Origin of the sequence: Coleofasciculus chthonoplastes PCC 7420 (assembly GCF_000155555.1) — a bacterium.
GTDB classification, from domain to species: domain Bacteria; phylum Cyanobacteriota; class Cyanobacteriia; order Cyanobacteriales; family Coleofasciculaceae; genus Coleofasciculus; species Coleofasciculus chthonoplastes_A.
In genome coordinates this window covers 95,061-107,436 of sequence record NZ_DS989843.1, presented here as the reverse complement: position 1 = coordinate 107,436, position 12,376 = coordinate 95,061, and the positions used below count along the sequence as shown (strand labels likewise).

The window sequence follows — 12,376 nt, the reverse complement described above, 5'->3', positions numbered from 1 at the left end:
CGAGCAAGATGCAAAGCCTGCGGCATGGCTTCGCTTAACGCACTACAAGGCTTGCGCCATTACTGATATTAAGGTTTAAATGCCGAACAGCTTAGCACATTGTAGGGGCGACCCGCTTGCACCAATCCACAACACTGTTCACTCAATTTGATCGGGTCGCCCTTTACTCAACTGAGACTCTCCCTTTTAGCCCTCTATCAACGCTTGAAACCGCTGATCTTCCCGAATGCTGTCAAATTTTGAGTCGGTTTTAGCCTTTTCTCGGCATTCGTCAGGATTCAACTTGATAGCTTGCTGCAAGTTCTCGATTGCCAAGTCAACATTACCCTGCAAAGCATAACAGCAAGCTTTGAAGTACCAGGCATAGTGGTAGTCGGGTTTAAATTTTAGGGCTTTTTCGTAACTGGTGATCGCCTCCTCATATCTTTTCAAGAAAGATAGCGCATTACCTCGGTGAGACCAACCAGATTGGTAGTCAGGCTTGATTTCTAAAGCTTTATCATAGCTAGCGATCGCTTCCTCATATCTTCCCAAATAAGATAGTGCAATACCCCGGAAGTACCAGGCATAATAATCGTCAGGTTGAATTTCTAGGGCTTTGTCATAGCTAGCGATCGCTTCCTCATATCTTCCCAAATAAGATAGTGCAATACCCCGGAAGTACCAGGCATAATAATCGTCAGGTTGAATTTCTAGGGCTTTGTCATAGCTAGCGATCGCTTCCTCATATCTTCCCAAATAAGATAGTGCAATACCCCGGAAGTACCAGGCATAATAATCGTCAGGTTGAATTTCTAGGGCTTTGTCATAGCTAGCGATCGCTTCCTCATATCTTTCCAAGTGATACAGCGCATAACCTTGATGATCCCAGACAGAATTATCGTCAAGTTGAAGTTCAAGGGCTTTGTCGTAGCTGACTAGAGCAGCTTCGTACCTTGCAAACCGAGATAAAGTTATCCCCCGTATTAACCAGATTTGGTAATTTTTGGGTTGGAGTTTTAAGAGTTGGTCACAGCTAGCCAGTGCCTTCTGATAATTATTGCCAATCACATAACTTAACCAAGTTGTACCTATTAAAACAGGATTTGACTCGAAGTCTTGACAACCATCTTCAAGAGTTTCGTGAATTAATTCTTGACAGTAAATTAATGCCGTATCAAGTTCACGGTTGGCAAGCAAAAGTAAAATTTGCGTAAAAAACAAATCTTTTTTCTTGTCGTAGTTTTTATATACCTCACAAAATTCTTTAATTTCAAATATTTTTTGTTTTATTTCTGAGGTATTCATCTTTAAAATATCTTCAGAGTTTATTTGAGAAAGAATGCGGCTTGCTTCTTGCTCAACTAAATCTGAACTCGCCGGAAATTCCCACACTCCCGAACGCCAATCAAAAAAATCTGGAGCGCGACGGATAAAGTATTTAAGAGCGTATAACGGCAGCAGAAAAACAAAGCAAATCGGGAAATCATCGCGGAATCGTTCTCGCTGAAGGTTCAAATGACCTAAAATTCTCGGTACAGTGTCTTCCTTATAATAGTCACCTTCTCCCCCAATCCCCGGCTTGATATAATCCACCAAAGATTTTTCAATTCCTTTGATAAACAAAATATCCAGCTTGTCTTTGTTCGGGAGATTGTCAATAATTTCGTAGAGATTATCAATAGGCTTGTCTAAGGATAAAACATCAACTGTTTTCTGGGGAACATCCTTTCGTACTCTGGCAATCAATCGTTCCCCTTGGGCAGGAGAACAGCGGACAAACAGCAAGCCAAATCCTCTGCGCCGCTTTAAAGCACGCCGTAGCGGTTGATACTCTTCCCCTAAATCGATAGGAAAATCATCAATAAAATTGGCTGGGATTGGCTTCATCGAGATTATGCTGATTTTCTTTTCTTCATTGTATCAAGCGCCTCTCGAAATTCATCAATTTCTTTAATCAATGGGTGGGTAAGCTGTCATGCATTTAAATTGGGTATTAGTAGCGAGCAAGATGCTCGCACTACAAGGCTTTCGCCGTTATTGATATTAAGGTTTAAATGCCGAACAGCTTATCATGCCAGCGCTTGATTTCTCCCCTTTCATCGACATGGCGATATTCTAACAAACAGCGGTTAAATAATAAATTTCGATAATCAAGATCGTTAGGAATGCTTTTTGAAACCGAAACTTCGGCTAACTTCTGCCAGTCCTCTGCATCTACTGCATTACGATAGTTATTACGGGCTTTGGTAATCGCTCGTTGCACAGCATTGTTAGTAATGGAAATCATCTGTCCAGTCGAGTGCTGTTTGCATCAATTGCATCACTTCCCGCACATGACCCCCACTCGCCAGACACAATCGCTCAATGGTTTCAGATTTATCAAAAATTTCGGTATCCAGGGAAGCATCAGGGGCAAATTGACCCACTCGCTTACCTATCAGTTCTTTGAGTGTTTTTAATCCAGGTTCATAAACCGAGTTATCGGTATTTCGCACCATAATCATCGGTAAAACTTGGCAGTCTCCGTAATTATCTCGCACCTGTGTGGCTCGATTCGAGTACACTAATGAAATGGGTACAGTATAGATAACATGACACTGTAACGCCCTGAGTTGTCCGCATCGGTCTAAAAATATCTCATCATGATTGCTGCGTCCATCTACGCGAGTTACAGGTACAATTCGGTCGAGGTTGTCGGCAATTACAGCTAGTTTCGAGTCTTTTAGATTGGTCTTAGCTTCCGTGATAAATTCATTCAGGGCATCAATTAGAGAAATTGAATGGATATCAACTTGCTTGCGGATGGTTTCTCGTGTACTGGGAACGGCTTTTAATGTGGCTGTTAGTTTGGCAAATTGGGAGATTGTCGTCTCTAAATTCACCTTTTCCAAAGATACTTCTGTCAAGGCTAAACCCTTCAGAGATTCCCATCGCCCTTTCAACCACTCTTGCAAGGGTTTGGGACTCGCCAGATTTTCGAGTTCCTCTAAAATATGCCGGGTACAAGCGAGGAGAATATCGGTATATTGGGCATCTTCCGAGTCAATATCTTCCTGATCCGCCGCAAAGTAAACGACAAAAAAACCTTTTTCTTCCAGATGCTTTTTGAGCCGTTTGAGTTCCGTTGACTTGCCGACTCCTCGATGTCCCGTGTAAAGTTGACAAGTGGGTTGTTTCGATCGGATAATTTTCTTGCCTAACTCGCGAAAAATATTCTCATCCCCGCGTACTTGATGACAGTCCACATAAACTGGATCATCAGGTTCTAACGGTTGAAATGGATCGAAGGCGTTGTAAATATTGGTAATTAACTCCTCGCTCATCAGCTTCCTCACTTATTGTTGCAGAGTATTATCATTAGATCATACCTTTTAACTATTCGGAGTCTGGGATAAATACTCTCATATTATGTATAATGTTCGCTTGAATACCCATAATTAGGACTGACGCGAAGACTCAGAGACTGGGATAATTTTTTATCCTGGCTGATTTGCCGAACATAATATCACTCTACTGGACTGACACAGCTAAAATTGTGGAATAGATTTGACGTTTAACCCTGAGCGAAGTCGAAGGGTTAAACTGGGCGCAAGCCTTGCGCCCCTACAATTCTAATCTACCATTTTAGGTGTGCCACGCCACTACTACCGCTTGTCCCAACCGCTTCAAAATCCGCAAAACCTCGCTTAACTCATGTCGCCTGGGAAACAGCGAAAAAGTCCGCGATACATCATACTCTGGACTATCTCCTTGACTTAGCTTTAAAAACACAACCTCATCCCCATTTGTCGCCATACCAAATGCTGAACTCCCCCGCTGGGGACTCGCTAACATATAAGCCAGTAACTGCGGTAAAGCCGCCGGAACCGGAATACTGGTTCGCTTCGACTCAATTACCAAAATCCAAAGTTGTTCTTGTACAACTAGCGTATCAATAAAACCGCGAATCGTTTCTTCAGGATCATCAAATTCTAATCCAACCCCATAAGGCGAACGAATGCGGAAAGGTGGATCAAGAAACCCTGCAAGTTCCAATAGTGGCGAAACCACCAGCAGATTAATCGTACCTTCTAATAACAAACCATCGCCGCGATGATAATCATAGCGTTGCTTAATGCGAGTAACACCCGCCTCTTCTTGTTCGTCGAGTTCGGGTAAATTGTCAACCCACTCACTGAAAAAGCGCTCATCATCCGCCTGTCGCAAATTACAGCGCACTCGCAGATCGTTTAAGCTTTTTATAGTGTCTGTAATCCCTACACCTGTAACCATCTGTTGCTGTCTATTTGTTAACCTTAGTGTAGCAAACTGTTCAGGATACCCTATCTCCTCCAAGCCAGTGATACCGAATCGAGTTGACTCCATTGATAACCAAACCTGCCCATTTCCTACCACCCGCGATCGCACCATGATAGTGTAGGGGCGGGTTTAGGGATTAAATCAGTGGACACACCCCATATAAAACAACAAAACCCGCCCTATTCTTAACTTTTATTACCCGATGGTAGAGACGTTGCATGTAATGTCTCTACACAGTATCTTGCAATCGCGCCACTAACTCCGCACGCGCTGATACATTTAGCTTGCGGAACATCCGTTTCAGCGCCTGTTTCACAGAATTTTGAGTAATCCAAAGTTCAGCACCAATCTCCGCATTTGTCAACCCCTTGGCAACTAAATCAGCAATTTCCCGTTCCCGTGGAGTGAGGCGATTAGCGACGAGAGACTGGGATTTTTTGGCTTGCGATCGCAAGGTAGCCAGACGTGATGATAAATGCAAGCATAATCCGGTTAAGTCAGCCAAGTCTTTATAATCAAACGCAGGTGCATCAGAAGCACGGGCAAAATATACCCCACCCATTAAACGCCCCCCACTGACAATCGGACCCATCATCACATGTTCGTGATCGTAGCGAGCATAACAATTCTGGTACAGTTCAGATTGTTTCCAAACCTCTGGAGAGAATACCAGTTGTTCATGGGCGGGAGCATGGTGTTCTATGACGTAGCGTAACACCGGATCGACCTTCCGCGCCAGCTTATTGTAATCGGCGACAAACCCCTCCGTATCCGCTCCCCCTTGCATCTGCACCTCAGCCGCGTGAGAATCTTCGTTGAGCAGACACAGCCCCCAATACTGCGCCTGAAAATGCTCCCCTAATTCGTCCATAATTTGCAGGCGAAGTTCCTGCTCATCACGAGCATCTGCGATCGCTTGGAAAAAACTGTGGAGAGAACGGTTCATCGTACTTGGCACGGTCATAATCTATCATTTTGAACGAATTGTTAAATAAGTCAGCATGGTTTAACCTGAACGCTTAGGAGAGTTCATTTTTTTATCTGGGTGAACAGTAATTACAGTATAGCGACATTATCTTGACGCTAAAATTTTTATTTTGATATAATTTGTCATTTTTATATGCTACTCTGAAGAGGTACTACCACAGTAGAGTAGCTAGGAGTGAGAAATCTACTCTTGATGATCTGACGGGCTTTGAGCAATAAAAGCCTTAGCCAATCACAACACCTCCAAGACAATTAATGGTCCCTCGGTTGAGTCGTACCGATAAACCGTTTTTCGCGCTGGATACGACTGACACAGCCAATTCATTGACCCAAAGGAGGAGTATTAATGAACATTCAAGCACTCGATATTAAAGTTGGCGATCGCATCATTGCCTACTGCAAGAATAAGAGGCAACCCTGTACGGTGCAACGGTTACTCGATTCGACCCCTAACACGATCACACTAAAAGTATCTACCTGTACCCGTGTCCATTATCGGGAATCAGCCTCTTGTGTGATTCAGTTTCACCGAGAGGCTGTGGTTGAAATGGCTAACTTAAACAGAAGTTTATCCAAAACGATTTAACAGGAAGCTTGCCAGGAAATGATTTCAAGTATGTAGAGAAAATTATAAATTGTCGAGATACTTGGCAATTACCAAAAAGTCTCCTGATGAGTGAAAAAAAAAGTTAAAAGAAACTAATTGAAATGACAATCAGAAAAGAAACGGCTTTAATTTACTGCGAAAATCAATTTAGTTTAGCAGACGGAAAAACTGCTGCTGGGTTGGTTCGACACTCTGAACGGTATACAATTGTTGGGGTGATTGATAGTTCACGAGCGGGTAAAGACGCAGGGGAAGAATTAGGGCAAGAAAAGAATGGTATACCCATTTTTGCTAATTTAAATGAAGCATTAATTAACCTTTCAGAGGTTCCCAACTGTTACATTTATGGCAAAGCTCCTTTAGATGCCTTTATATCCCAGGCAGAACGGCTTCTTATCTTAGAAGCCATGGAAAAAGGAATGGATATCATTAACGGTCTTCATCAGTTTTTCTCTGAAGATCAAGAGTTTACCCAGATGGCTGCCCAACATAATATCCAAATTAAAGATATCAGAAAACCTCCACAATTACAAGATTTGCACGTCTTTACGGGTCAACTCTCTAAAATTAATGTTCCTGTAATCGCCATATTAGGTACAGATTGTGCTTGCGGCAAAATGACAACCGCAATAGAACTCAACAAGTCCCTCAAGACTCTCGGCATAAAGTCAGTATTGGTAGCGACGGGTCAAACTGCTTTGATGCAGGGAGCAATGTATGGCATATCGATTGATGCTCTGATTTCCCAATTTGTGATTGGTGAAATAGAAAACTCTATTATTCAAGCCTTTGACAACGAACGTCCCGACATCATTTTAGTTGAGGGACAGAGTGCCGTTAGTCATCCCGCTTTTATGAGTTCTCTCGGCATCTTGAAAGGAAGTATGCCCGATGGTATTATCCTTCAACATCCACCAGCTAGGAAATTTCGGTGCGATTTTCCTCATTTGCCAATGCCAACTGTTGAGAGCGAAATTAAACTGATTGAAGCGATTTCTCAAGCTAAAGTTATGGCGATTGCATTAAGCCATGAAAACCTAGCAGATGAAGAGATTTTGACAATCATAGAGGATTATGAGAGGCAGTTTCAATTGCCGACAATGGATGTCTTGAATCATGGATGCCAAAAAATCATTCAAGCCTTAGGTGATCATTTTCCAAACCTGAATCAAACCATCAAGCGGAAGAGTTTAGAAAAAATGCCTGTATTGGGAATGAGGTAGACGTAATCGTCTGGAAATAATCAATGAAATTGTTTATGCCAAGGATAGAAATTTCCCTATCTCAAATACGGGACAATGCCCGAATGCTATGTGAACTTTATGGGCACAGAGGAATTTCATTGATGGGAGTCTCCAAAGCAGTGCTAGGAGAACCTTCTATTGTCGAGGCAATGATTCAAGGTGGAGTCAAATTTATTGCTGACTCTCGCATTGAAAACATTCAAAAAATGAAAAATGCTGGGATATCCACTCAGTTTGTGCTTCTACGCACTCCTTTCAGTCAGGCTGAAGCTGTGGTTACAAGTGTAGACATTAGTCTAAACACTGAAATCGAGACGATTAAGCAACTTTCCTATTATGCAAAAATACATAATAGAAATCATCAAATAATTGTGATGGTAGAGTTAGGAGATCTGCGGGAAGGCGTACTTCCTGGTGATCTTTCTCAATTTATCAGGAAAATTCTTTCTCTATCCCGTATAAAAATTGTTGGTATTGGCTGCAATTTGGCTTGTTATGGTGGAGTAAAGCCAGACAAGAAAAATATGCATAAATTGTCTGAACTGGTTAATGGCATCCAAAAAGAATTTCAGATTAATTTGGAAATAATATCCGGCGGTAATTCGGCTAATTATGAATGGTATAAATCTGCTCAATATATCGGCAATATCAACAATCTTCGCTTGGGTGAATCCATTCTTTTAGGGCGCGAAACTGTGAACCGAAAAGCGATTCCAGGTTTACACACAGAGGCATTCAAACTCGTTGCCGAAGTTATTGAGTCCAAGACAAAGCCCTCCCTACCATTTGGCGAGATCTGTCAAGATGCTTTTGGAAACGTTCCTAGTTTCTCAGATCGAGGAATTAGCCAGAGAGTGATTATTGCTTTGGGAAGGCAGGACGTTCTGGTATCTAGCTTGAAATCGAAGAAAAAGCTAGAAATACTAGGAGCTAGCAGTGATCATATTATTCTCGACGGCAAGAACCACAACTTACAAGTTGGAGATGAAGTGAATTTTAACCTGGATTACGGCGGTCTTCTGTCCGCGATGACTTCTCCTTTTATTAGAAAGCAATTTATCCTGGCAACTGAAGCTATAATTCCTGTGGTTAAAACGTTAAAAATGGTCTCACCTATAAATTAGAAGTTGTAAGTCAATAAACGGGGTTGATGTTAAAATCTTTGCCGTTTAACTCATATCTTGCACCACTCACTATTTGCCCCTGCTCCCCAGTGGCGTAGTTGACGCAGACAGTACCCACTTGGGGTCTATACAGGCTAGATAGTCCCGACTATGCTAGTTTACAGAAACGCAAAAGTAAACATATAGGAGAAGCAGATGGTTGGAGTTCAAACATCAGCGCGTGATTTCTTTCGGGCGGCGTATGAGAACCGCTACACCTGGGATCACAACTTCCCCGGTTACACCGCAGATGTGACATTCAAACAGGATGATCAGGTAGTTACAGGGAAGGTTCGGGTGAACCCAGATATGAAAGCCGAAGTCTTTGATGTCGAAGACGAAGACGCCAAGCAAGCGATTCACTCTCAACTCTGGGAAACCGCGATTCACCGGGTTCGCCGTTCCTTTGAAGACACCCACGCAAAGAACACCTTCTCCTTCGGCGATACCGATGAGACAGGTGCTGTGGAACTTTTAATGGGCGGTAAAGCAGAAGGCGATCGCTATAAAGTCCGTGATAATGAAGTAACCCACGTCCACCGTCACATTCACGGCGTTGTCGTTACGATTAATACCTTTAGTTCCCACAACACGGGCGAAGGTTATCTTTCTCACCGTTATGATTCCGTCTACCACGACCCCAAAACGGGTGAACAAAAGGGCGGTAAAAGTGTGTTTGAAGATAATTACGAAAAGGTTGGCGACTATGTTATCCTGACCCAGCGGATTATTCGTACAGAAACTGATGGAAAAGAGTCCGTTCAGGAGTTTAATTTCTCAAATATCAAACTTCTGTAAATGGTAAATAATTCCCTGATTTTTCCTGAGTCCGCCTCGGCGGGCTTTGTTTGTTTAGTTTCGCGATGTTAACCGTTCGAGTTCCCTCCCCTTGGCAAGGGGAGGGTTAGGGAGGGGTTGATTTAGGGAAGGTTAGGGAGAGTTCTATCTCAAAGTATTTTCCACCTGCAATCAAAATGTTGCTCTCGCTTAAGCCTTCAGCCTTCAAGACGTTGGGTCTTCCGTTTTGTTTTTTAAACCAAAAAATCCAAAGAACCCGAAAAATCCATATAATCCCGGATTAGAAATAATCAAGCCTAGCAATCCCAAAAAACCCAGGAAACCTAAATATCTGAGTTTTGACACTTTTGTGTTTTCGCTTGTGTTTGCCATCTTCTTGTTCGCTGTTTTTGTTTCTATTATTATTAATATCCAATGCTCAGGGCTTTTGCCCTCCTACTACTGAGTGAATTCAACTGGATGATTGATCATCAGGGGTCTAGCAACGAATCGCAAAACCTGTGTAGAGACGTTGCATACAACATCTGGAACAATCTGGACAAAATCAGGATTTTATCTCCTAGACCCATTAAGATCAATGTATGAAGAAATCGTTCGGGCTTGGGTCTATGAAACGCATCGTCTTAATCGCTGGGTTTGAATCATTCAACGCCGACTTGTATCGCCAAGCGGCTGATTGGGCGACAAAGCGCTGTACAGACTTGGATATCCGCGTATTTAGCGACCAATCCTTGACCACAGAACCGGATATCGTCGCCGCCGCCCTCCAGGATGCTGATGTCTTCTTCGCCAGTCTGCTGTTTGATTATGACCAAGTATTATGGCTGCGGGAGAGAACCCAACATATCTCCATCCGCCTTGTCTTTGAATCCGCCCTCGAATTAATGAGTCTGACTCAAATCGGGGCGTTTAAAATTGGCGATAAGCCCAAAGGAATGCCCAAGCCGATTAAGTTTATTCTGGATAAATTTAGCAATGGACGAGAAGAAGATAAACTTGCGGGTTACATTAGCTTTCTGAAGACGGGTCCCAAGCTGCTGAAATATATTCCGGCGAAAAAAGTTCAGGATTTACGCAACTGGCTGATTATCTACGGCTACTGGAATGCTGGTGGTTCCGAAAACGTTGCTTCAATGTTTTGGGTACTCGCTGAAAAATACTTAGGATTACAAGTGGGAGACATTCCACCGCCAGTCGAAACTCCAAACATGGGTTTATTACATCCCGATTATGATGGATATTTTACCTCGCCACAGCATTATCAGGAGTGGTATCGGCAAAAGCAAAATAATGCTTCCTCCCCCTCTAACACCCCCCTTATTAAGCAGGGCTGGGGGGGATCTCTTCCCATTGTCGGGATTCTCCTCTATCGCAAACACGTTGTCTCTAAACAACCGTATATTTCCCAATTAATTCGCCAGTTTGAGAACGCTGGATTAATCCCCGTCCCTATCTTTATTAATGGTGTGGAAGGACATGTGGCGGTGCGCGATTGGCTGACCTCGGCGGATGAAACTGCCCGACGAAAACTGGGTACAATTGACACATTATCCTTATCCAAAGATGCTGTTGAAGTTGACGCGATTGTTTCTACAATTGGCTTTCCATTAGTCGGAGGACCCGCTGGTTCTATGGAGGCGGGGCGTCAAGTTGAGGTAGCAAAACGCATTCTCACAGCAAAAAATGTTCCCTATATTGTCGCCGCACCGTTACTGATTCAGGATATTCACTCTTGGACGCGACAAGGAATTGGTGGCTTGCAATCTGTCGTATTATATGCATTACCAGAATTAGATGGGGCAATTGACACGGTTCCTCTGGGGGGATTGGTGGGAGAGGATATTTATCTAATTCCCGAACGGGTGAAACGCTTGACGGGACGCCTGAAGCGTTGGATTGAACTGAGACAGACACCCGCTTCAGAACGGAAAATTGCCATCATTCTCTATGGTTTCCCGCCCGGATATGGGGCGACAGGAACAGCAGCTTTACTCAATGTACCGCGATCGCTCTTGAAAGTCCTTCACGCCCTCAAGCAGCAAGGCTATACCGTGGGCGAGTTACCTGAGGATGGCGAAGAACTGATTCGCCGCGTCAAAGCAGCCGATGAAGCCATTAGCCATGAGGATTTAGCGACAAACTCCGTCAACGTTAAAACCCTGGAAAAATGGCTCGGCTATCTCTTGATAACTCGCATCGAAAAGCAGTGGAAATCCCTCACCGGAACCGGAATGAAAACTTACGGCGATGACTTCCAAATTGGTGGAATTCAATTAGGAAATATTTGGATAGGTGTGCAACCTCCGTTAGGTATTTCAGGTGATCCGATGCGGTTAATGTTTGAACGGGATATGACCCCTCATCCTCAATATGCCGCGTTCTATAAATGGCTACACCATGAGTTTCAACCTCATGCAGTGGTTCATTTCGGGATGCATGGAACCGTGGAATGGTTACCGGGTTCTCCTTTAGGCAATACCGGGTATTCCTGGTCAGATATTTTGCTGGGAGATATTCCCAATCTCTATATTTATGCTGCCAATAATCCCTCGGAATCCATTTTAGCCAAACGGCGCGGCTATGGTGTCCTAATTTCCCATAATGTTCCCCCCTATGGGCGGGCGGGATTGTATAAAGAATTAGTCGCGCTGCGAGATTTAATTGCTGAGTACCGAGAAGACCCAGACAAAAATTATGCGTTAAAACCTGACATTTGTCAGAAAATTGTGGATAGTGGCTTAGATGCTGATTGTCCCTTTGATCAGGCTAAAAAATTAGGGATTCCGTTCACACCTGATAATGTGCGCTTGTTCAGTGCTGAGGTATTTAATCATTATCTGGTCAAATTGTATGAATACTTGCAAGTGGTAGAACAACGCCTATTTTCATCCGGATTACATACTTTGGGCGAACCCCCGAACCCAGAAACGTTGGCTAGCTATTTAAATGCTTATTTTGGCGATAATGGCGCATCTAGTTTAATTAAGGAGGTAATAGATAAACTCGGAGATGCTCAAACCACTCAATTATCTTCTGTGGTTAAGGATAAAAATAGTCATGCCGATTCCCTTGCCACTGAAATAGAAACAATTGCCCACTTATTACAGCAAAACACCGATGAACTGACGAACCTGTTACGGGGATTAAATGGAGAATACATTCCCCCAGCACCGGGCGGTGACTTATTACGAGATGGTGTAGGCGTATTACCAACCGGACGAAATATTCATGCCTTAGACCCCTATCGGATGCCCTCACCGGGAGCCTATCAACGAGGACGAGACATTGCCCAAAAA

At 43.4% G+C, this 12,376-nt stretch carries 11 protein-coding genes; 5 read left to right on the top strand and 6 right to left on the bottom strand.

Annotation, left to right across the window (positions count from 1 at the left end):
* Positions 1–186: 186 nt before the first annotated feature.
* The 5 genes from MC7420_RS04475 to MC7420_RS04460 all read right to left on the bottom strand — a co-directional run bounded on the left by MC7420_RS04475 (position 187) and on the right by MC7420_RS04460 (position 5,245).
* Positions 187–1,869, bottom strand: coding sequence for a tetratricopeptide repeat protein (locus MC7420_RS04475; RefSeq protein WP_006098814.1), 1,683 nt, complete (start codon positions 1,867–1,869; stop codon positions 187–189).
* Positions 1,870–2,032: 163 nt separating this feature from the next.
* Positions 2,033–2,269 carry a hypothetical protein gene (locus MC7420_RS42260; RefSeq protein WP_232231636.1) on the bottom strand — a complete coding sequence of 79 codons (237 nt, stop codon included), beginning with the start codon at positions 2,267–2,269 and terminating at the stop codon, positions 2,033–2,035.
* Complete coding sequence (locus tag MC7420_RS04470; RefSeq protein ID WP_006098933.1) at positions 2,253–3,305, bottom strand: ATP-binding protein; 1,053 nt, start codon at positions 3,303–3,305, stop codon at positions 2,253–2,255. Before MC7420_RS04470 ends, MC7420_RS42260 begins: the two co-directional genes overlap by 17 nt.
* A 301-nt stretch (positions 3,306–3,606) precedes the next feature.
* Positions 3,607–4,254 (bottom strand): type I restriction endonuclease subunit R, encoded by a 648-nt coding sequence (locus tag MC7420_RS04465; protein ID WP_044205253.1) that lies wholly within the window; start codon positions 4,252–4,254, stop codon positions 3,607–3,609.
* Positions 4,255–4,510: 256 nt separating this feature from the next.
* Positions 4,511–5,245, bottom strand: coding sequence for a helix-turn-helix transcriptional regulator (locus MC7420_RS04460; protein WP_006098879.1), 735 nt, complete (start codon positions 5,243–5,245; stop codon positions 4,511–4,513).
* Between the two features lie 369 nt (positions 5,246–5,614).
* Between MC7420_RS04460 and MC7420_RS04455 the strand changes: the two genes are divergently transcribed.
* The 4 genes from MC7420_RS04455 (at position 5,615) to MC7420_RS04440 (ending at position 9,080) form a co-directional block, all read left to right on the top strand.
* A complete protein-coding gene (locus tag MC7420_RS04455; protein ID WP_006098945.1) occupies positions 5,615–5,854 on the top strand; it encodes a hypothetical protein in 240 nt (79 codons plus the stop codon).
* A 122-nt stretch (positions 5,855–5,976) separates the two neighbouring features.
* Positions 5,977–7,098 carry a DUF1611 domain-containing protein gene (locus MC7420_RS04450; RefSeq protein WP_006099026.1) on the top strand — a complete coding sequence of 374 codons (1,122 nt, stop codon included), beginning with the start codon at positions 5,977–5,979 and terminating at the stop codon, positions 7,096–7,098.
* Positions 7,099–7,121: 23 nt separating this feature from the next.
* The gene (locus MC7420_RS04445; RefSeq protein ID WP_006099062.1) at positions 7,122–8,243 is read left to right on the top strand and encodes an alanine/ornithine racemase family PLP-dependent enzyme; all 1,122 of its coding nucleotides are present in this window, start codon (positions 7,122–7,124) and stop codon (positions 8,241–8,243) included.
* Between the two features lie 195 nt (positions 8,244–8,438).
* Positions 8,439–9,080: a DUF3386 domain-containing protein gene (locus MC7420_RS04440; protein ID WP_006099098.1), complete on the top strand. Its 642-nt coding sequence runs from the start codon at positions 8,439–8,441 to the stop codon at positions 9,078–9,080.
* Between the two features lie 204 nt (positions 9,081–9,284).
* Here MC7420_RS04440 and MC7420_RS43725 read toward each other — a convergent pair whose 3' ends face one another.
* Positions 9,285–9,452, bottom strand: a complete 168-nt coding sequence (locus MC7420_RS43725; protein WP_315897217.1) for a DUF3796 domain-containing protein — start codon at positions 9,450–9,452, stop codon at positions 9,285–9,287.
* Between the two features lie 236 nt (positions 9,453–9,688).
* Here MC7420_RS43725 and bchH point away from each other — a divergent pair.
* A partial coding sequence (bchH, locus tag MC7420_RS04435; RefSeq protein ID WP_044205083.1) for a magnesium chelatase subunit H occupies positions 9,689–12,376 on the top strand: 2,688 nt, incomplete at its 3' end.

Bases quoted from the DNA above. Each gene is read 5' to 3' on its own strand.
- MC7420_RS04475 (WP_006098814.1), bottom strand. From the start codon at position 1,869: ATGAAGCCAATCCCAGCCAATTTTATTGATGATTTTCCTATCGATTTA.
- MC7420_RS42260 (WP_232231636.1), bottom strand. From the start codon at position 2,269: ATGATTTCCATTACTAACAATGCTGTGCAACGAGCGATTACCAAAGCC.
- MC7420_RS04470 (WP_006098933.1), bottom strand. From the start codon at position 3,305: ATGAGCGAGGAGTTAATTACCAATATTTACAACGCCTTCGATCCATTT.
- MC7420_RS04465 (WP_044205253.1), bottom strand. From the start codon at position 4,254: ATGGTTACAGGTGTAGGGATTACAGACACTATAAAAAGCTTAAACGAT.
- MC7420_RS04460 (WP_006098879.1), bottom strand. From the start codon at position 5,245: ATGACCGTGCCAAGTACGATGAACCGTTCTCTCCACAGTTTTTTCCAA.
- MC7420_RS04455 (WP_006098945.1), top strand. From the start codon at position 5,615: ATGAACATTCAAGCACTCGATATTAAAGTTGGCGATCGCATCATTGCC.
- MC7420_RS04450 (WP_006099026.1), top strand. From the start codon at position 5,977: ATGACAATCAGAAAAGAAACGGCTTTAATTTACTGCGAAAATCAATTT.
- MC7420_RS04445 (WP_006099062.1), top strand. From the start codon at position 7,122: ATGAAATTGTTTATGCCAAGGATAGAAATTTCCCTATCTCAAATACGG.
- MC7420_RS04440 (WP_006099098.1), top strand. From the start codon at position 8,439: ATGGTTGGAGTTCAAACATCAGCGCGTGATTTCTTTCGGGCGGCGTAT.
- MC7420_RS43725 (WP_315897217.1), bottom strand. From the start codon at position 9,452: ATGGCAAACACAAGCGAAAACACAAAAGTGTCAAAACTCAGATATTTA.